The 18,324-nt window shown below is 58.4% G+C and carries 20 protein-coding genes and 1 tRNA gene; 14 read left to right on the plus strand and 7 right to left on the minus strand.

The features are described from left to right. Positions 1–836 precede the first annotated feature (836 nt). Positions 837–2,180: a putative hydroxymethylpyrimidine transporter CytX gene (gene cytX, locus FH08_RS0115125; RefSeq protein ID WP_031359127.1), complete on the minus strand. Its 1,344-nt coding sequence runs from the start codon at positions 2,178–2,180 to the stop codon at positions 837–839. Between the two features lie 230 nt (positions 2,181–2,410). On the opposite strand from cytX, the gene FH08_RS0115135 reads away from it, so the two are divergent. From FH08_RS0115135 to FH08_RS0115145, 3 genes are all read left to right on the plus strand, one after another. After that, positions 2,411–3,724, plus strand: coding sequence for a replication-associated recombination protein A (locus FH08_RS0115135; protein WP_031359128.1), 1,314 nt, complete (start codon positions 2,411–2,413; stop codon positions 3,722–3,724). A 182-nt stretch (positions 3,725–3,906) separates the two neighbouring features. Continuing rightward, positions 3,907–5,205: a serine--tRNA ligase gene (gene serS, locus FH08_RS0115140; protein WP_031359129.1), complete on the plus strand. Its 1,299-nt coding sequence runs from the start codon at positions 3,907–3,909 to the stop codon at positions 5,203–5,205. 142 nt (positions 5,206–5,347) lie between these two features. Continuing rightward, positions 5,348–5,437 (plus strand) — tRNA-Ser (locus tag FH08_RS0115145). A 105-nt stretch (positions 5,438–5,542) separates the two neighbouring features. Here FH08_RS0115145 and FH08_RS0115150 read toward each other — a convergent pair. After that, entirely contained in the window at positions 5,543–5,911 is a 369-nt protein-coding gene (locus tag FH08_RS0115150) for a hypothetical protein (RefSeq protein ID WP_031359130.1), read from the minus strand. A 461-nt stretch (positions 5,912–6,372) separates the two neighbouring features. Here FH08_RS0115150 and FH08_RS0115155 point away from each other — a divergent pair, with 461 nt between their 5' ends. After that, positions 6,373–6,867 (plus strand): outer membrane beta-barrel protein, encoded by a 495-nt coding sequence (locus FH08_RS0115155; protein WP_031359131.1) that lies wholly within the window; start codon positions 6,373–6,375, stop codon positions 6,865–6,867. A 91-nt stretch (positions 6,868–6,958) separates the two neighbouring features. Here the strand turns inward: FH08_RS0115155 and FH08_RS53395 are convergent, their stop codons facing one another. Continuing rightward, a complete protein-coding gene (locus tag FH08_RS53395) occupies positions 6,959–7,135 on the minus strand; it encodes a hypothetical protein (RefSeq protein WP_235210374.1) in 177 nt (58 codons plus the stop codon). Between the two features lie 439 nt (positions 7,136–7,574). Between FH08_RS53395 and map the strand changes: the two genes are divergently transcribed. From map to FH08_RS0115190, 6 genes are all read left to right on the plus strand, one after another. After that, a complete protein-coding gene (gene map / locus FH08_RS0115165; protein ID WP_031359132.1) occupies positions 7,575–8,357 on the plus strand; it encodes a type I methionyl aminopeptidase in 783 nt (260 codons plus the stop codon). A gap of 193 nt (positions 8,358–8,550) precedes the next feature. Continuing rightward, complete coding sequence (locus tag FH08_RS0115170) at positions 8,551–9,081, plus strand: GNAT family N-acetyltransferase (RefSeq protein ID WP_031359133.1); 531 nt, start codon at positions 8,551–8,553, stop codon at positions 9,079–9,081. A gap of 228 nt (positions 9,082–9,309) precedes the next feature. Beyond that, the gene (gene minC, locus FH08_RS0115175; RefSeq protein ID WP_031359134.1) at positions 9,310–10,065 is read left to right on the plus strand and encodes a septum site-determining protein MinC; all 756 of its coding nucleotides are present in this window, start codon (positions 9,310–9,312) and stop codon (positions 10,063–10,065) included. 96 nt (positions 10,066–10,161) lie between these two features. Then, positions 10,162–10,977 (plus strand): septum site-determining protein MinD, encoded by an 816-nt coding sequence (minD, locus tag FH08_RS0115180; RefSeq protein ID WP_031359135.1) that lies wholly within the window; start codon positions 10,162–10,164, stop codon positions 10,975–10,977. 9 nt (positions 10,978–10,986) lie between these two features. Then, the gene (minE, locus tag FH08_RS0115185) at positions 10,987–11,241 is read left to right on the plus strand and encodes a cell division topological specificity factor MinE (protein WP_031359136.1); all 255 of its coding nucleotides are present in this window, start codon (positions 10,987–10,989) and stop codon (positions 11,239–11,241) included. Positions 11,242–11,486: 245 nt separating this feature from the next. Further along, positions 11,487–11,792 carry a YXWGXW repeat-containing protein gene (locus FH08_RS0115190; protein ID WP_031359137.1) on the plus strand — a complete coding sequence of 102 codons (306 nt, stop codon included), beginning with the start codon at positions 11,487–11,489 and terminating at the stop codon, positions 11,790–11,792. A 216-nt stretch (positions 11,793–12,008) separates the two neighbouring features. On the opposite strand, the gene FH08_RS0115200 is transcribed toward FH08_RS0115190, so the two are convergent. Together FH08_RS0115200 and FH08_RS0115205 are read right to left on the minus strand one after the other, a co-directional pair. After that, positions 12,009–13,379 (minus strand): chloride channel protein, encoded by a 1,371-nt coding sequence (locus FH08_RS0115200; protein WP_051888296.1) that lies wholly within the window; start codon positions 13,377–13,379, stop codon positions 12,009–12,011. A gap of 296 nt (positions 13,380–13,675) precedes the next feature. Then, the gene (locus FH08_RS0115205) at positions 13,676–13,855 is read right to left on the minus strand and encodes a hypothetical protein (protein WP_031359139.1); all 180 of its coding nucleotides are present in this window, start codon (positions 13,853–13,855) and stop codon (positions 13,676–13,678) included. Positions 13,856–14,062: 207 nt separating this feature from the next. Here FH08_RS0115205 and FH08_RS0115210 point away from each other — a divergent pair, with 207 nt between their 5' ends. Beyond that, positions 14,063–15,196, plus strand: a complete 1,134-nt coding sequence (locus FH08_RS0115210; protein WP_031359140.1) for an OpgC domain-containing protein — start codon at positions 14,063–14,065, stop codon at positions 15,194–15,196. A 61-nt stretch (positions 15,197–15,257) separates the two neighbouring features. Here the strand turns inward: FH08_RS0115210 and FH08_RS0115215 are convergent, their stop codons facing one another. Together FH08_RS0115215 and FH08_RS0115220 are read right to left on the minus strand one after the other, a co-directional pair. Then, positions 15,258–16,574 carry an MFS transporter gene (locus tag FH08_RS0115215; protein WP_031359141.1) on the minus strand — a complete coding sequence of 439 codons (1,317 nt, stop codon included), beginning with the start codon at positions 16,572–16,574 and terminating at the stop codon, positions 15,258–15,260. 291 nt (positions 16,575–16,865) lie between these two features. Continuing rightward, entirely contained in the window at positions 16,866–17,345 is a 480-nt protein-coding gene (locus FH08_RS0115220) for a TonB family protein (RefSeq protein ID WP_031359142.1), read from the minus strand. Between the two features lie 113 nt (positions 17,346–17,458). Here FH08_RS0115220 and FH08_RS51875 point away from each other — a divergent pair, with 113 nt between their 5' ends. From FH08_RS51875 to FH08_RS0115235, 3 genes are all read left to right on the plus strand, one after another. After that, a complete protein-coding gene (locus FH08_RS51875; RefSeq protein WP_200878747.1) occupies positions 17,459–17,617 on the plus strand; it encodes a hypothetical protein in 159 nt (52 codons plus the stop codon). 132 nt (positions 17,618–17,749) lie between these two features. After that, positions 17,750–18,022, plus strand: a complete 273-nt coding sequence (locus FH08_RS0115230) for a BrnT family toxin (RefSeq protein WP_031359143.1) — start codon at positions 17,750–17,752, stop codon at positions 18,020–18,022. Next, a complete protein-coding gene (locus FH08_RS0115235; protein WP_031359144.1) occupies positions 17,982–18,260 on the plus strand; it encodes a BrnA antitoxin family protein in 279 nt (92 codons plus the stop codon). Before FH08_RS0115230 ends, FH08_RS0115235 begins: the two co-directional genes overlap by 41 nt. Positions 18,261–18,324: the final 64 nt, after the last annotated feature.

An 18,324-nucleotide genomic window follows, 5' to 3' on the forward strand; every position in this document is an offset into this window, starting at 1 on the left:
ATTGAATGGTTCAATTTTTTACCTAAGTCGACGAAATATAAGGATAGCAATATTTGCAGGTGGCAAATATGTGGTGAAAAAGTTTTGTTGGATAATTTTAACTGATTGAAATTTATTATGGTGAAGGTAATTCCACAAAAATTCCTCAAAGGAATTTTTTGTTGTCAGTATCGGAAAAACTGATGCAAATTGTGCATTTTTTTAGCTTACTTAGTGGCTTTGCTATCAAAAAAAGGGCAGGAATTTTTCTTTGTGGCCAACTACGACGGCATTGCTCCGAAAAGTGACCGACATATGCAGACGCTGTCTGTATTCAATAGGTTTCTCGACCACTATAGCAAGTGCAGAATTTCCCTCTTAGGTGGCGCAGCGCTGTTTGTGGAGCGTTGGCCAATATACTTGGACTTGCTTAGTGCGCCGGATATGGCCGCAGGCGCTGTTGAGCATTACATGTCACGCCGCAAAACTTCGGGGAGCTAGTTCACAGTTACTGAGCATTCGGATACGGTGCTGCATTGGTTTGCTGTTCAAGGAACCGGGCTCAAGCGCCATACAATTATCATTCGCAAGAGGGAAAAGCGATAGTTAGCGGCACACTGCAATTTTTGTTAAAGGAGCCGCTAGCGGTCCAAAATTCCGTTCCGATTTTCAGCCACCGAATCATATGAGTGACGTTTCAGGTAGACTAGGCCGGGCTCGCGCTGCCTGTGTTTCGGCATATTTACGTTCTTCAGCAAGGGTCAGCTTGATATGGGCGATGGTGAAAAGGGTTTTTCATAACGTTTCGCCCGCGGCCTATCAAGCAATCTAATTAAATCATTCACTCGACTGGCCACCTAAGTCGCCGACGACTGCCGTTGCTCGCGGCGGCCCCCCACCAAAGCCAGATAAGCCAGCGCGCCCACAACAAGCGCTGGCAGCGTGGCGCCGAGATTCGGCAGCCACTGATTGATCGCGTGATACGCCGCGATCCCCAACGCCCACGCAATAAACCCGCTCACGTGCCAGCCGCCCGAGAATCCATACGGACCGCGCGGATCGCTGAGTGCGGCGATTTCAACGCGACGTTTTCTCACGATAAAGTGATCCACCAGCACCACGCCAAATAGCGGCGCGAACACCGAGCCGATCAGCAACAGAAAGTTCTGATACTTGCCCATCTGCACGAGCAGCGCGATCAGCGTGCATAACGCGCCGAACGCGGCCGACAGCAATGGCACGCTCGCCTTTGCCCAGAACGTGCCTGTGGAAACGGCGGCTGAATGCATATCGGCGAAGGCGTTGTCGATTTCATCGATGAGAATCAGCAGCAGCGCAATCCCGCCCGCCGCCTGGGCCAGTGCAACGGTCAGCAGCGCATCGCCGCCGCCGGCCGCCAAGCCATAGAACGCGCCCAGAGCATAAAACCAGATGTTCGCGATTCCATAGCCGAACAGCGTGCCGCGGAACGTGCCGCCCGCGCTGCTCCCGAAACGCGTGTAATCCGCGATTAGCGGCAGCCACGAAAGCGGCATCGCGACCACTAGGTCGATACCCGCGCCGAACGGCATATCGCCCGTGCCGGGACGGGCCATCAGCGCGCCAAAGTCTTGTTTCGACAGCAGATTCCACGTCAGCCAACCGGCGCCGCCGAGCAGCAGCCAGATCCCCCACGTGCGCAAAAAGCGCCGGACGAAGGACAACGGTCCGGTGATGGCGAGCGCTGTCGCCAGCACGCCGAAGATCAAGGTCCAGATCAGCGGCATGGAGAGGCCGAATGATTGTTTGGCGAGGGCATCGGCGGAATCGCGCATCACGATGATTTCGAACGAGCCCCAGCCGACCAGTTGCACCGCGTTGATCACCGCGGGCACGGACGCGCCGCGAGTCCCAAGCGTTGGGCGCAGCGACGACATGGCGGCCAGGCCCGTGTCCGTGCCGACTACGCCTGCGAGCGCCAGCAAGACCACGCCGATCACCGTGCCGATCACGATGGCCGCGAGCGCATGCGGCAATGACATGCCCGGCACGAGCAGCGCCCCGGCCTGCGCTACCAGCAAGCCGATGCCGAGTGAAAACCACAGGGCGAAGGCGTCCGATGTGCCGAACGCGCGGCGCGCGGCGGGGACCGGCAGAAGCGGCGCATAAGTCGATGCGCCGGTTTCACCTGTCGTGTTCTCCGAAGTGTTCCCTTGTCCCATTCGCGTTTCGTCCTTATGTGTAGGGCTTGGCCCGGTTCATGCGCGTTTCTTCGGTTCGTCCGCGGCTGTCATAATCACCCGTTGCGGCGCGATTCGCGTTTTTTCGAGCCGAAACATCCATTTTGAAGCAGTGGCGGCGTCTGTCTCGAAAAGCGCACGATTATCGCTGCCTTTGCTCGAATTGCACCACCAGACTTATCCAGACATATTCGGAAACCCTCCAGAGCGCCATGTTCGAAGAAAACCGTGCCAATGTTCCGCTTGCCGAGCGTCTGCGTCCTCGCACTATCGACGAGGTCATCGGCCAGAAACACCTGCTCGGCGCCAGCAAGCCGCTGCGTGTCGCGTTCGAGTCCGGAGAGGCGCATTCCATGATTCTCTGGGGACCGCCGGGCGTGGGCAAGACCACGCTCGCGCGGTTGATGGCGGCGGCGTTCCACGCTGAATTCATCTCGCTGTCGGCGGTATTGTCGGGCGTGAAGGACATTCGCGAGGCGGTCGAACTGGCGCAGATTCATCGGGCGAACGGGCATCAGACGCTGGTGTTTGTCGACGAAGTGCATCGCTTCAACAAGAGCCAGCAAGACGCGTTCTTGCCGCACGTGGAGTCGGGCCTGTTCGTGTTCGTGGGCGCGACGACCGAGAATCCATCGTTCGAGGTGAATAGTGCGTTGCTGTCGCGGGCGGCCGTATACGTGCTGAAAAGCCTCGAGGCGAGCGAGCTCACAGAGTTGCTGGACCGGGCGCAAGGTGAACTGGGCGGCCTCACGTTTACCGATGAAGCCCGCGACGCGCTGATCGGTTCCGCCGACGGCGACGGCCGCAAGCTGCTCAACAATCTAGAGATCGTCGCGCGGGCGGCGGCGCAGCAGAAATCGACGCATATCGATGGCGCGTTGCTCGGCAGCGCGCTCGCCGAGAATCTGCGTCGTTTCGATAAGGGTGGCGACGCGTTCTACGACCAGATCAGCGCACTGCATAAATCGGTGCGTGGCAGTAATCCGGACGCGACGCTTTACTGGTTTTGTCGAATGCTGGATGGCGGCGCTGATCCGCGTTATCTGGCGCGGCGCATCGTGCGCATGGCATGGGAAGACATTGGTCTTGCCGATCCGCGCGCGGGGCGGATTGCGCTCGACGCCGCCGAGACCTACGAGCGGCTGGGCACACCGGAGGGTGAGCTGGCGCTGGCGCAGGCGCTGATTTATCTGGCGGTCGCGCCGAAATCGAACGCGGGATACAAGGCCTATAACGCGGCGCGGCAGTTTGTCGGCAAGGATCAGTCGCGCGGGGTGCCGGTGCATTTGCGCAACGCACCGACGAAGCTGATGAAGGAGTTGGGTTACGGGCATGAATACCGGTATGCCCACGATGAACCCGACGCGTTCGCGGCGGGGGAAACGTATCTGCCGGACGGCATGCGTGATCCGCACTGGTACGAGCCGGTGCCACGCGGCCTGGAGGGCAAGATTGGCGACAAGATGGCGCGGCTCGCCGAGATGGACGCGCAATGGCGGCGCGAGAACAAAGGCGAGAAGAAGTGATCGCAGCCGCGTGCAGCGGCATTGTTTATAAAAAGCGTTGCGACCAATTCAAGACAGGTTTATCTGGAACGGAAAACGCCCCGAACTTCAGGCCGAATGGCTAACGCGACCACAGCACGCCAATAACCCTTCGGTGCTGAGCTAAAATCGCGGATTCGCACCTACTAAGAACCGGCCCTGCCATGCTCGACATTCAACTTCTGCGCAAAGACCCCGACGCTGTCGCCCAGCGCCTGGCCCACCGCGGCTACACCCTCGACGTCGCGGCTTTCGCGGCACTGGAAACCGAACGTCGCGAGATCCAGACGCGGACCGAAGAATTGCAGATGCGTCGCAATACGTTGTCGAAGCAGATCGGTGCAATGAAGGGCCGCGGTGAAGACACTGCTGCGGTGATGGCAGAAGTGAGCGGAATTGGCGACACCATGAAAGCGTCGTCGGCGCAACTCGACGATATCCAGAAACGCCTTTCGGACCTCATGCTCGGCGTGCCGAACCTGCCGCACGAAAGCGTGCCGGTTGGCCGCGACGAGGCGGAAAACGTGGAGCTTCGCCGCTGGGGCACGCCGCGCTCGTTCGATTTCGAGGTAAAGGATCACGTCGATGTAGGCGCACCGCTTGGCCTCGACTTCGAGACCGGCGCCAAGCTCTCCGGGGCGCGGTTCACCCTGTTGCGCGGCCAGATTGCGCGGCTGCATCGCGCGCTTGCCCAGTTCATGATCGATACCCATACCGAGCAGCACGGCTACACGGAGGCGTACACGCCGTATATCGTGAATCCGGAAATCCTGGTCGGCACGGGACAATTGCCCAAATTCGCCGACGACATGTTTCGGGTGGAGAAGGGCGGCGAAGAAAACACGGTCACGCAATATCTGATTTCAACCTCCGAGATTTCGCTGACGAACACGGTGCGCGAAAGCATTCTCGAAGCCGCTGCGCTACCGGTAAAGCTCACCGCCCACTCACCCTGCTTCCGCTCTGAAGCGGGCTCGTACGGCCGCGATACGCGTGGCCTGATCCGCCAGCATCAGTTCGATAAAGTGGAAATGGTGCAGGTTGTGTCGCCGGAAAAATCGTACGACACGCTCGACGAAATGGTCGGACACGCCGAAGCAATCCTGCAGAAGCTCGAACTGCCGTATCGCGTGATTACGCTGTGCACGGGCGACATGGGGTTTTCGGCATCGAAGACATTCGACCTGGAAGTTTGGCTGCCGGCGCAGAACACCTATCGCGAGATCTCGAGCTGTTCGAATACGGAAGCGTTCCAGGCTCGGCGGATGCAGGCGCGGTTCCGCAATGCGCAGGGCAAGCCCGAGTTTGTTCATACGTTGAACGGGTCGGGACTGGCGGTCGGGCGCACGCTCGTTGCGGTGCTCGAGAATTTCCAGAATGCGGATGGATCGGTGACGGTGCCGGCGGTTTTGCGGCCGTACATGCGTGGTGTCGAGAAACTGGAAGTGCCGAAGGCGGACTGAGCTGCTGTGTTGTAACCGGCTCACGAAAAGGGGTTGGAAATCGATTCCGAGTCGTCTATAATCTTTCTCTTCGCTGAGCATCGACCCGCTCCGCGAAGACCGCAAAAAGCTGGTAACAAGCAGCAAAGCGGTTGCAGTAAATGGAAAGGTGGCAGAGTGGTCGAATGCGCTGGACTCGAAATCCAGTGTACGTTTAGGCGTACCGTGAGTTCGAATCTCACCCTTTCCGCCAAATTCAAAAACCCCCGCTGATCGAAAGATCAGCGGGGGTTTTGCTATTGTGCGCCGCTAGAACGTCCCTTGAGCCGCACGTCAACGCGCCCCCCGCGTTCCCTCATCAGCACTTCGGCAGCAAGCGTTCAATATCGAAGGTCGACTTGCCATCGGTATTTCTGCCTGCTGAGCTTCGCGCCAGATTGTTCGATGTCCTGCAGGCCCAATTGTCCGGCTTCTCAATGCTGGGCGTCTGTCGGCTCGACCAGTCATCTTCACCGGATGCGGGCTTTGGATCGGACGCCGGCTGTGACGTCCCGGCAATGGAGGGCGACCGATACACATGGACCGGTGCCACAGACAGCGGGACTGGCTTGTCGACGGGCGGATCGACCGGGTCAGTAGCCTGCGCCTCTGCCATGAAGCAAAGCGGTCCAGCGGCCACTGCCGCCGTCAGCAAGCTTCTGCAGACGTTAAAAGCGAGGTGGTTCATGCGTGTACTTCCGTTGTGAGAACCCTGTGGCGGCAGAGGCCGCGACGGGCGCATCCGGATCCGGGCAAAGTTGAAGCGTTTCGTGAGGTGAAACTGCGATTTCGCTTATTCATCCCTGTACCGCTCACCGTTCATATTAATATCCGATTCAAATCGTCCATTCGTTTCATTCGATTAAATTAAATGATCCGGCGTTCCGCTAGTCATCGTTGTAAATAAAGAACAGAACCATCGCAATCTCCTTTGCCCTTCGGCGCTTGCGAATCAAAAGTCTATAAATAGTAACCGCAAAAAGATAATTAAGAGCACTCCGATTGGTCACGCACCTCCTTGCAATTTAATCTTTCGCTTCGTTGCGAGATTCAGCTCAATAGAAATTCCGTGAATCTTATTAACGGATGAATGTGCACGAACGTGGCAATTAGCGTTGCTTTTCAATTTAATGTTATGTATCAACTTCCATGTCCAATTTAAAGAAGTTTTTTGCCGCACTGGTCATCGCCCTGACCGGTATTTCGTGCGCTCAAGCGAGCGAGTTCGCCGGCCCCTACGCCGGTATCAAAGTCGGGGAGAACTGGTCTGGCGCGTCTGGCGTTGTGAACAAGTCTTCCCATGCAACGTTTTTCCCCGGCCTCACCGCAGGCTATGGGTTCGATGTAAAGCAGTTCGTGATCGGCGCAGAAGTATTCGCGGATTTCCACCACGGTTCGACGACCTACAAAGATGGCGGCATTGATCTCAAGTTCGGAATGCCATTCAACACAATCATGCCTTACGCACGTTTAGGCATGACTGGAACCTGGCCCAATGCACGCCTTCACGGTGGCGTGGGCGTTGAATACAAGTTCGCGAAGCAATTCAGCGTCGCGGCTGAATGGACAGCTGATTCAAGCAGCCATGATGGCACCAAGCGCCGTAATGACAGCATGACAGTCGGAGTTCACTATTACTTCTGATTGGTTTAATAATTCATTAAATCAAAATTAAAAAAATCCCCGGAAGAATAATCATTCTCCGGGGATTTTATTTGGCTGATGCCAATTGAACTTAAGTTGTGCAGCGCGCTATATCGAAGCGCATTTCAGGCTCGGGCAATCCGCCATACTCTTCTGAAGACTTTTGCACCTTTACGGTCGACCCATATTGCGACGGTGAGAGCGTGACCAGCCATGCGTTCGGCCCGACCAGCAGTTCCGAGGCACTACCCAGCTTCGACGTGGACACCGAAGGCAATTTGTCCTCAAGGCAATTCAGTACGTCACCTGGCTGGCGGTGCGACGACACGTAGATTACCGGACTCGAAGCGCGAAGTTCAGGGACGCTCGCAGAACTGCACGCAGTGAGCGCAATGGCCGCCACAGTCAAGGACACAAACAAGGGTGTGAACGGGACAACTCGGCGTGAGGGCATAAGCAATGGGCGTCGGTGAAAACAGGGCAGCAAGCAAGGCAACATCAGAACAGAAACAGGCCGCCAATCAGGGGCCAAAACAACCCGTGCGAGCAAACTGAATCAAGCCTAAGGCATGACGTCGCGCCACCGCAAGGCAATCCTGCGCACCATCAAAAAAAGAGCGAAAAAGCGTGCGATGCTATCATCGCCGGCATCCTGAAATAATGCGTCCGCGATACATCGATATCGCACGCCGACACACCAACGCTCCATGGCCATTACACTCAAGTCGCCTGCCGACATCGAAAAACTGCGTATTTCCGGGCGCTTGGCCGCAGAAGTCCTCGCGATGATCGGCGATCATGTGCAGCCCGGTATCACCACGGAAGAGCTTGACGCGATCTGCAACCGCTTCATTGTCGAAGAACTGAAGGCGATCCCGGCAAACGTGGGCTACATGGGTTTTACCAAGACTATTTGCACGTCGGTGAATCATGTTGTCTGTCACGGTATTCCCAGCCCCCGTGCGCTGAAAGACGGAGACATCATCAACATCGACGTTGCGATCATCAAGGACGGCTATTTCGGCGATACCAGCCGCATGTACTACGCCGGCACGCCGAGCCGTGAGGCCAAACGGCTGTGCGACACGACGTATGAAGCCACGGTCGCCGGCATTCGGGCGGTGCGTCCGGGCGCCACGCTGGGCGATGTGGGATATGCGATCCAGTCCGTCGCAAACCGCGAGGGATATTCGATCGTGCGCGAATATTGCGGACACGGCATTGGCCGTGTGTATCACGAGGATCCACAAGTGCTGCATTACGGACAGCCGGGAGCAGGATTGCGTTTGAAGCCTGGACTGGTCTTCACCATTGAGCCAATGGTCAATGCGGGTCGGGCTGCAACGCAGCAATCGCGCGATGGCTGGACTGTGACCACCAAGGACCGGTCGTTGTCGGCGCAATGGGAGCATATGGTCGTGGTGACCGACGACGGCTTCGAATTGCTGACACCGTGGCCCGACGGCACGGGCGAATACGCAGCACCGTAAAGCCGCATAAAGCTGATAAAACACCATGAAATTAGCGAGGTGGTGGGAAGAGAGACCCACCATGAGGGCACTTCGCGCATTGACCGCAATAATGATTTGACTCGTTAGCCTGTTCGGTTGAAGCTATTAAACAGACCAAGCCGGCTTAAGAAAGCTTAAGAAGCTTGTTAAAGCTTGAGAGAAAAACACCCGCATGAGTCCTTCACTAACTGTTCGCAGGATCACCGCGCATCAAGGTGCAGTCCTGCGCGAGCTTCGCACGGCCTCATTGCGCGAGGCGCCTTACGCGTTCGGTGAGACGCTGGAGGAGGCCTTGTCCGCCGACGTCGCAAGCTTCGACGAAACGGCCGACCGCCACGCGAATTCGCCCACTATCGCGACGTTTATCCTGTACACCGAAGGTCATCCGGCGGGCTTGGTGGGTGCGTTTGTCGACGAAGCGCCTGCGCCGCGCGCGTTCGTCTACGCGTTGTGGGTGGCCCCTGCGGTAAGGCATCTGCGCGGTGGCGAATTGCTCGTGAATGCGGCCACGCAATGGCTCGCGGAGCGGCGTGTGCATGACGTCTTTGCCTGGGTCACCGACGAAAACCGCAACGCCATGCGGTTCTACGAGCGCCTGGGCTTTGGTCCTACCGGTGAACGTCGACGGATTCCAGCGCATCCCGAGGCCTATGAAACGCTGCTCGTGCGCCGCGTGATCGATTCCCGTGATGCAAGCGCATGACCTGAGCATCTGATCCGCCAGCGTTCATCGCGGCTGGATTGGCCACGGCTCACGTGGCTTTAGTGCGGCTGCAGTGTGGCTTCAAAGTCCCGGCTGATCTCGCCGTTCCCTGTCTTGTCTACCTCGTTCTCTTTTCACACCATGCTGCCCGCGTTCGGGCGGCAATCTGAAATTTTCCGTTTGCTTGCGCTCACGCCTGTAAAATACGCAAAATTTTTGGCTTTACCTATGTCGCTCAAAAAAACGCCCTTTTTCGAATTGCGCAGCGGCTCTGTCGACACGCTTCTGTTTGTCGTCAAGACCACCGACCTCGACGCGCTGCGAACGGAACTCACGCGGCGCTTCGAAGCGACTCCCGAGTTTTTCGCGAACGATACTGTCGCCATCGACGTGCGCCGTCTGGCTGCCGACGAGCGCATATCGATCAGCGAGCTCGCCGCGTTGCTCGACAGCGTACGTATGCGCCCGATCGGCGTAGTGGCATCGGGGGACCAGGCATGGGCGTCCGAAGGCGCGCTGCCGTTGCTTGAAGCGCGCGACCGACGCGGCGCGCCGAAGCCGTCGGTCGACGCGGGCGTTGAGAACACCGAGGCGGCCGCCGTGATCGAAGCGGCCGTGGCGCAAACGCCAGCGCCCAGCGCGCCGGTGCCGAAGACGACCATCATCGACCGGCCGTTGCGTTCGGGGCAGCAGGTTTATGCGAAAGGCGATCTCGTCGTGCTGGGGCTCGTGAGCTACGGCGCGGAAGTGATCGCGGAAGGCAACATCCATATCTACGCGCCGTTGCGTGGCCGCGCGCTCGCGGGCGTGCACGGCAATCTTGACGCACGTATTTTCTGCACGTGTCTGGAGCCGGAACTGATCTCTATCGCCGGAATCTACAGGACGATGGAAACACCGCTCGGCCCCGACGTCCTGGGCAAGTCGGTGCAGATCTGGCTCGACGAAGAAAAACTGATGATCGAACCGCTGCGGCTGACCTGAGTGGCTTGAGACGAATCAAGCAAGCGCGCCTGATGGGGACGGCGCGCTCTCGGACAGAACGCGAGCGGATTTAATTGACGAACACAAGGTACAGGAATGGCAAAAATCATTGTGGTGACTTCGGGCAAGGGCGGCGTCGGCAAGACGACCACCAGCGCGAGCTTCGCATCGGCCCTCGCGTTGCGCGGGCACAAAACGGCTGTTATCGACTTCGATGTCGGCCTGCGCAATCTCGATCTCATCATGGGCTGCGAACGCCGCGTGGTGTACGACCTCATCAACGTGATCCAGGGCGAAGCGAACCTCAACCAGGCGCTGATCAAGGACAAGAAGTGCGAGAACCTGTTCATCCTGCCGGCCTCGCAGACTCGCGATAAAGACGCGCTGACGCAAGACGGCGTAGAGAAGATCATCAACGACCTGATCGCGATGGACTTCGAATACATCGTCTGCGACTCGCCGGCGGGGATCGAATCAGGTGCGTTGCTGGCCATGCATTTCGCCGATGAAGCATTGATCGTGACGAACCCGGAAGTGTCGTCCGTGCGTGACTCGGACCGCATTCTCGGCATTCTTTCGTCGAAGACGAAGCGCGCGATTGAAGGCAAAGAGCCAATCAAGGAACATCTGCTGATCACGCGCTACAACCCGAAGCGCGTGAGCGAAGGCGAGATGCTCTCGCTGACCGACATCCAGGAAATCCTGCGGATAGAATTGATCGGCGTGATTCCTGAATCGGAAGCCGTGCTGCATGCGTCCAATCAGGGTCTGCCGGCCGTGCACCTCGATGGCACTGATGTGGCTGAAGCATACAAGGACATCGTTTCGCGCTTTCTCGGCGAAGAAAAGTCCCTGCGCTTCACCGACTATCAGAAGCCAGGTCTGTTGCAACGCATCTTCGGCAACAAGTAAGGGGACGCAATGTCGATTCTTTCGTTTTTGCTGGGCGAGAAAAAGAAGTCCGCTTCGGTCGCGAAGGAACGCTTGCAGTTGATCATCGCGCACGAGCGAGCGGGCGGACATGCACCCGCCGATTATCTGCCGGCGTTGCAACGAGAACTCGTTGCCGTGATTTCCAAGTATGTGAAGATTTCGAGCGACGATATCCGGGTAAGCCTCGAACGTCAGGACGATCTCGAAGTACTCGAAGTGAAGATCGAAATTCCATCGGTTTGAAGAGGGATGACGGTTTGAACCAGCGCTGAAGATTTTCCTTGGCGCGTAGCATCCAAAAAGCCCGGAATCGCTTGATTCCGGGCTTTTTGCTTGTGCGTTTGCACCTCTAAGTCGCATAGCCGACTTACATCAATATTCCGTTGCAGTTTAGCCATCGCCGTTACACGGGCGCTGTCGGCTAAACCGTGTGCTCGCGCATTGAGTGTGTATCGCCGATACGAGGCGACCAACTCAAGAGGCCGATCATGAAAATACGTTTGTTCATTGCGCAGGCGGCGATTGTTCTGGCCGGCGTCGCGGCAGTAGCCGTAAGTGCGTCGGCTGAAGTGATTATCGTGGCACCGAATGCACCGCCGGCGGTACGCGTGGAATCCGTTCCGCCAGCTCGCGTGGGTTATGTCTGGGACAACGGCCACTGGCGCTGGGAACACGGCCAATACGTGTGGAATCCGGGGCATTGGCAAGTCGAACGCGTGGGATATCACTGGGTGCCGGGGCACTGGCTCGCCCGCGGCGGCGCATGGCGCTGGATGCCTGGACACTGGGCGTGACGCCTGACAGGCCAGCCTTGCCAGCCTCACGGGCGGCCCGTTAAGCGCCGCCCGAATCTGATCCAATAAACCCGCTTCCGGAGTTCCACATGAAAACCAAACTGTTGATTATCGGCTTGCTCGCAACCATGCTGGGTGGCTGTATTGTCGTGCCGGCGCATCCGTATGCTTATCATCCGGTGCCACGCGTCTACGTTTATTAAGTTTGCCCAAGCTTTATTTGGTCACCGGTTCTTCGTCCTCGACAGGCGTCTCGGGCAGTTCCGGCGATGCCCGTGGCACGGGCAAGGGCAATGGGGTCATGTAGCGCTCAGCCAAGGCTTCGTAAAGCGGCGGCGCGAAGAGGCGCGACACCCGGCTCGCAATCAGCGCTGTTGCCATCAGCGAAATCACCAGCGCATGACCGTTGATCATTTCCATCACGATCACGAACGACATGATCGGCGACTGCGTGACGGCCGCCAGATAACCCACCATGCCGAGCGCAATTAGCATCGACAACTGCATGTGGCTGAAGACCATATGGAGCACGTTGCCGAAGCCGGCGCCAATCGATAGCGACGGCGCGAAGATCCCGCCAGGAATGCCGGGCAGGTACGAGCCGATCATTGAGACCATCTTGAGCAGCGGATACAGCGGCGATAGCTGCTCGTGGCCTTCCAGCAGGCCACGCGCCTCGGCGTAACCACTGCCGAAGGTCGTACCGCCCGACACGAGCCCCACCACGGCGATGATCAGCCCGCAGAGCGTGGCGAACACGACCGGGCGCGTCCCGTGCATCTCGCGCAGACGTGCCGGAATCCACTTGGAGGTATTGAGCAGCAACCAGCAAAACGCGCCGCCGGCAATGCCCGTCACGATAGCCGTGATCACCACCGCGACCGCCAGCAAGCTCGGGAAATGCGAGTCGACTTCGATGGTGCCGAAATAGGTGTAATTGCCGTTCAGGCCGAGCGCGACGATACCCGCGAGAATGATGCCCGTGATCAGCACACCGCTCGTACGCGCTTCGAAGCTGCGCGTCAGTTCTTCGATCGCGAACACAATGCCCGCAAGCGGCGTGTTGAACGCCGCGGATAAACCCGCCGCCGCGCCGGCGAGCACGAGTTGCCGTTCAATGCGGGCGTTTGAGCGGGGAAACAGTCGTCGCAGGTTGTACATCAGCGCTGCGCCGACCTGGACAGTCGGACCTTCGCGGCCGATGGTGAAACCACCGAGGATGGCGATAAACGAGATTCCCATCTTGGCGATCAGGATGGCTGGCGACAACAGCCGCGTCCCCAGTCCCGGCGGACTGTGCAACACGGCGATAACCTGCGGAATGCCGCTGCCTTCCGAGCCGCGAAAGAATTTTCGCGTGAGCCAGACGGATAACGCGGCCACCGCCGGCGTCAGGATCAGCGGCAACCACACATGGTCGTGCTGAACCGCGCGAAACGCGTTATAGCCCCAGTCGATGAGCCTAGCGTACAACACGGCAACCAGCCCGACCGCGATCGCACCAACCCAGAAAATGCCGTAGCGGTACCAGAGGTTGCGCGCGCGTCGAAGAGTAAAGCGGGGAAGAGAGCGTAACGCTCGAATCATGTGCAGTGAGCCATGCGACCGGCTGTCGGCAAAGCGTTGATTATACCGATCCGTCGCAATAATCAAGCCGATGGCTGCCGGATAACGCGCTTTGAAAAGAAAACGGGGCGCGGCTATGAGCCAGCGCCCCAAAAACACTCTCGTCGGGGTGGCGAGAGTGGAGAGAAAAACGTAATAAGTAAGTAATATTTTATTCAGGTATTTGAATGACACGCAAACGTTTCAACGATGGCCCAGGGAGATTGAAAGTTTTATCGATTACTGTATTAGGCGGGACGTGAAGCGCTTACTGAAGATCAGGTTGTCATTACTTCGAAAGCGACTACGGCGGCAATGGCGCCGGCATTTGCAATCAATGCCTGCAGTACGATCCCGCGCCAGCTCGTCGTCCGGAAACGCACGGCCAGCATGAGTGCGGTGAAAAGCGCTAGGGCGATGATCGCAACAACATCAGCACTTTGAAGATGAATGCGCATGACGCTGGCCTCACGATTGTTCGGTCTTTGTTGAGTGTTTGTCGAGTATAGCCAGCACGTGCCGGTACGCAAGTTGCATAAAAATAAACAAGTCTGGGATCGGCGTATTTATCTAATGATCTGATGGGAATTTTCCGGGCGCAGTCCGTACTAACCCGAATTGGTGTTTTCCCGTGAAGGGCAAACTTCATCCACGGAGTTGCATTTATGAATTCGCCGAACCGCCGTTCTCTCGAAGTGGATTTCTTCCGGGGACTCGTGCTGCTGGTGATTGCCGTCGATCATATTTCGGGAAGCGTTTTATCCAGATTTACACTCCATAGTTACGCGTTCTGCGATTCCGCAGAGGTTTTCGTGTTCCTGGGGGGATATGCATCGGCCGCCGCTTACACAACGCTGGCAGCGAATCGAAGTCACGGAGCCGCGCGCCTGCGCTTCCTGAAGCGCAGTTGGGAGATTTATCGCGCGTACCTGTTCACTGCCGTGATGATGCTGCTCGGCGGGGCGCTGCTCATGTGGCTGCGCATCGACACCCCGATGCTGCAGATCACCGAATGGCCGACGTTCCTGGCGCGGCCGCTGGGGCTTACGTTCGATGTCGCGACGTTGCGGCATCAGCCGTATCTATCGGCGGTATTGCCTATGTACGCCATGTTCGCGCTCGCCGTGCCGTTCGTGGTGCCGTTGGCTGAACGTAAGCCGGTGGTGGTGCTGTTCGGCAGTCTTGGCGTATGGCTGTTCGCATCGTCGCTCGCGCAATGGTTGCCGTCTGCTTACGCGGAAGGGTGGTCGTTTAACCCGTTCGCGTGGCAACTGATGTTCGCGCTCGGCATCCTGGCTCGCGTGCAGCCGATTCCCGCCGAATTCCACGATTCGAAAACCGCTCGCTGGTTGACCCGTGCTGCCGTTGTCGTGTTCCTGACGTTCGCGTTCGCGAAGCTGTTCCTGGAGACGCAAGCGCCGCCCGGGTATATGAAGCAGAACCTGGCGAGCCTGCGCATTGTGAGTTTTGTCGTGATCGCGTGGCTGTTCGCTCAGGCGGTGCACGCCGGATGGATAAAAGCGGTGGCGAAGCGCCTGCCGAGCGTGGTCAACATCGGCAAGCAGGGGCTGGTGTGTTTTATTGCGGGCGCGTGCATGTCGCTCGTTATCGATACCGCCTTGCGGGTCGTGTCGCTCGGGCAATATCAGTGGATGGCAGGGCTGGGCGGCGACGTCATCGCGATTGGCAGCCTGATCTGGCTCGCGGCGTTCTGGCGCGATCGCAAGGAGGCACAGCGGGCGCGGTTGCCGAAGGGACCGACGGTTCCAGCGCATGTCGTCAACCGGCGCGACAGATGACGAGAGTTTGAATAACGCGTGCCGGCGAGCTTTACAAAGCGCCGCCGGCACGCGTTGAGTGCTATGAAAGCTTGATATCGCGCGTTTCCCGCATGCACAGCACGCCGATCAGGCTGATTGCCGCCGCGACCGATACATACCCGCCAACCCACGCCAAACCGCCGCGATTCGCCAGCAATTGCGCGATGTACGGCGCTACCGACGCCCCCAGAATGCCGCCCACGTTATACGCGACGCCCGCACCGGTATAGCGGACGTTGGTCGGGAACAACTCGGGAAGCAGCGCGCCCATCGGTGCAAAAGTGACGCCCATCAGGAACAGTTCGATGGTGAGAAACAGCGCGACCGCGTAGGTGTTGCCGCTGCCGAGCAGCGGGGCCATGGTGAAACCCGACAGGATAGCCGCGATACAACCCACGATCAGCACCGGCCGGCGGCCGAATTTATCGCTGGCTAATGCGGAAATCGGCGTCGCGATAGCCATGAAAATCACCGCGAAACACAGCAGGCCAAGGAATTTTTCGCGCGTGAAATGCAGCGTCGAGACGCCGTACGAGAGCGAAAAAACCGTCGAGATGTAGAAGAGCGTGTAGCAGACGATCATCGCGATCGCGCCGAGCAGCGTCGGTTTCAGGTATTGGCCGAACAACGTCGCGATAGGCACGCGCACGCGTTCTTTTTTCTCGATAGCCTCACGAAACGCCGGCGTTTCCGCGATTTTCAGGCGCACATAAAGTCCGAGCGCCACCAGTACGGCGCTGACGAGAAACGGCACGCGCCAGCCCCAGCTACGGAATTGTTCATCGGTGAGCGAGAGCGCCAACCCGAAGAACAGTCCATTCGATGCCAGGAAACCCACCGATGGCCCAAGTTGCGGGAACATGCCGAACCAGCCGCGCTTGTTTTGCGGCGCGTATTCGGTGGCGAGCAGCGCGGCACCACCCCATTCGCCGCCGAGCCCGATGCCCTGGCCGAAGCGCAGGATGCACAGCAGCACCGGCGCCAGGCTGCCGATGGACGCGTAGCCTGGAACAAAGCCGATCAGGGTGGTCGACACGCCCATCACGAGCAGCGAGGCGACAAGTGTCGATTTTCGCCCGATGCGGTCACCGAAATGGCCGAAGATGAACGAGCCGATCGGCCGCGCGATAAACGCGATGCCAAACGTGACGAACGCCGACAACGCTTGCGCCGCGGGCGAGCTATGCGGGAAAAAGACCGGGCCGATAACCAGCGCAGCGGCGGTCGCGTAGACATAGAAATCGTAGAACTCGATTGCCGTGCCGATAAAACTCGCGAAGATCACGCGGGAAGTGCTCATCTTCGCGTCGCTTGCGGGCGATGCGGGTAAGGAGCCCGATGGTGAGGCTGATGACATGGCGTCTCCGGTTCGCCCTTCGTATCGCGTCCGGGAATGGGAGCGCGCGTCGGGACACTTTGTATTGAATGCGCAGCGAGGCGGCGTACGGCGGTGAAACCGAACGGTGTGGAACTGCGCGTGGTGTGTCGCGGAGTCGACCGGTCAGGCGCCGGCTCAAGCGCTGGATGGGCGAAGGCGACGGCTTTGCCGGCATGGCCGGCGCGGGGTATCGAAAATTATAACGATCGTGCGCCGTGGCGGGCAAGGAAACCGTATTGATGAACGGGCCAATAGTTCCACTTGTTTCGCTCAGTCGATGGTTGTCGCCTGCGGTGAATGGACGCTGCGTAGCTGGAACTTGCCGTTGTCGTTGAAGAGCCAATCTTCGAACAAATCGAGCTGGCCGTTGCCATCGAGCAGGCGGGTTGGTGGCGTCGGCAATGGTGACGCACGTCGCAGCGACGCGAGCGCGGTCGCTTCGGCTTCGTCGTCGCCATTGGTCCGGTAGACCGATGATCGGAGCACGCGACCGTTGCGGTCCACGGTAAACGCGACTACGACGAGCGAGCGCAGCATCGCTTGCGGCGTGCCTTTGAGCACCAGCGAAGGATTGTGATCGAAGATGTGTTGCGCAACGCGCACCTTGTACTGATCGAGTGTCGCGCCGCTTACGGCAGCGGCCGGTTTTGACTCGAGCGCGCTAGGGGGCGGGGTGATCGTGCAAGCGGCGATGGTTGCCGCTATTGCTGTGGCAAGCGCGATACGCGCGATTTTCAGGCTGGAGGTCATGGCAAGCGAGGCTCCGCGAATTCGTTGTACTCATACTTAACAATACGCGGCTGGTCCGGGACTTGCTGCCCATTTTGCAAGTCCACTGCATTTTGATGCGCAAGGAGAAGACCATGAGCAACGATTCCACCGATGTGAAAACACCGAAGCCCGCCGAACACAGCGATAACGAGGCAAGCAAGATGCCCGAGCGCGACGACGACGACCGTAAGCAGGCCCCAAGCGATAAACCCGGAAAGAAGCCAGGAGAGGGCGAGCCGGATGTGGGGTGAGACTGAGTAGGCGCGTCCCGCAAGGTAAAAACCCGCATCGGAGACGATGCGGGTTTTTTATCGCGATGCAGTTGTTTTTTGTACTAACAAAAAATTACATTGCTTTTGGATTAAAGTTAGTACAATAATTGCATGAGAATTCTTTACGACAGGGTGAAGCGCGATAAAACCTTCGTTGAGCGCGGACTGGATTTTGAGCTTGCTCCCGAGGTTTTTGCGGGCATGACGCTGACGCAACCAGACTTGCGCTTCGATTATGGGGAACAACGATTCACGACTGCGGGTTGGTTGCATGGCCGGATTGTCGTGTTGGTCTGGACGCCCCGCGGCGCGGATCGCCGCATCATAAGCATGAGGAAAGCAAATGACCGCGAAACTAAAAAGCTCGCCGAGCACCTGGGTTGATCCCGACGATGCGCCCGAAATTACCGATGATTGGATCGCCAGCGCGGAGCTGCGCGATGGTGAAAAGGTCGTGCGGAGGGGAAGGCCGCTCGGCAGCACAAAGACACCGACGACAGTCCGCCTCGACAACGAAGTACTCGAAGCGTTTCGCTCGACAGGACCGCGTTGGCAATCGCGCCTGAACGCCGCGCTGGCCGATTGGCTCAAGACTCATTCGCCGGATGAACTGGCGGTGTGACGTGCGTGGTATGGCGGAGGGGAGTTTGAAGCGAAGGGTTGCACACAAGCTGAAATGCTGGTTT

The organism is Caballeronia sordidicola (assembly GCF_000729995.1).
GTDB lineage: Bacteria > Pseudomonadota > Gammaproteobacteria > Burkholderiales > Burkholderiaceae > Caballeronia > Caballeronia sordidicola_A.

Excerpts from the sequence above, each read along its gene's own strand:
- cytX (WP_031359127.1), bottom strand. The coding sequence starts at position 2,180 with ATGGGACAAGGGAACACTTCGGAGAACACGACAGGTGAAACCGGCGCA.
- FH08_RS0115135 (WP_031359128.1), top strand. The coding sequence starts at position 2,411 with ATGTTCGAAGAAAACCGTGCCAATGTTCCGCTTGCCGAGCGTCTGCGT.
- serS (WP_031359129.1), top strand. The coding sequence starts at position 3,907 with ATGCTCGACATTCAACTTCTGCGCAAAGACCCCGACGCTGTCGCCCAG.
- FH08_RS0115150 (WP_031359130.1), bottom strand. The coding sequence starts at position 5,911 with ATGAACCACCTCGCTTTTAACGTCTGCAGAAGCTTGCTGACGGCGGCA.
- FH08_RS0115155 (WP_031359131.1), top strand. The coding sequence starts at position 6,373 with ATGTCCAATTTAAAGAAGTTTTTTGCCGCACTGGTCATCGCCCTGACC.
- map (WP_031359132.1), top strand. The coding sequence starts at position 7,575 with ATGGCCATTACACTCAAGTCGCCTGCCGACATCGAAAAACTGCGTATT.
- FH08_RS0115170 (WP_031359133.1), top strand. The coding sequence starts at position 8,551 with ATGAGTCCTTCACTAACTGTTCGCAGGATCACCGCGCATCAAGGTGCA.
- minC (WP_031359134.1), top strand. The coding sequence starts at position 9,310 with ATGTCGCTCAAAAAAACGCCCTTTTTCGAATTGCGCAGCGGCTCTGTC.
- minD (WP_031359135.1), top strand. The coding sequence starts at position 10,162 with ATGGCAAAAATCATTGTGGTGACTTCGGGCAAGGGCGGCGTCGGCAAG.
- minE (WP_031359136.1), top strand. The coding sequence starts at position 10,987 with ATGTCGATTCTTTCGTTTTTGCTGGGCGAGAAAAAGAAGTCCGCTTCG.
- FH08_RS0115190 (WP_031359137.1), top strand. The coding sequence starts at position 11,487 with ATGAAAATACGTTTGTTCATTGCGCAGGCGGCGATTGTTCTGGCCGGC.
- FH08_RS0115200 (WP_051888296.1), bottom strand. The coding sequence starts at position 13,379 with ATGATTCGAGCGTTACGCTCTCTTCCCCGCTTTACTCTTCGACGCGCG.
- FH08_RS0115205 (WP_031359139.1), bottom strand. The coding sequence starts at position 13,855 with ATGCGCATTCATCTTCAAAGTGCTGATGTTGTTGCGATCATCGCCCTA.
- FH08_RS0115210 (WP_031359140.1), top strand. The coding sequence starts at position 14,063 with ATGAATTCGCCGAACCGCCGTTCTCTCGAAGTGGATTTCTTCCGGGGA.
- FH08_RS0115215 (WP_031359141.1), bottom strand. The coding sequence starts at position 16,574 with ATGTCATCAGCCTCACCATCGGGCTCCTTACCCGCATCGCCCGCAAGC.
- FH08_RS0115220 (WP_031359142.1), bottom strand. The coding sequence starts at position 17,345 with ATGACCTCCAGCCTGAAAATCGCGCGTATCGCGCTTGCCACAGCAATA.
- FH08_RS51875 (WP_200878747.1), top strand. The coding sequence starts at position 17,459 with ATGAGCAACGATTCCACCGATGTGAAAACACCGAAGCCCGCCGAACAC.
- FH08_RS0115230 (WP_031359143.1), top strand. The coding sequence starts at position 17,750 with ATGAGAATTCTTTACGACAGGGTGAAGCGCGATAAAACCTTCGTTGAG.
- FH08_RS0115235 (WP_031359144.1), top strand. The coding sequence starts at position 17,982 with ATGACCGCGAAACTAAAAAGCTCGCCGAGCACCTGGGTTGATCCCGAC.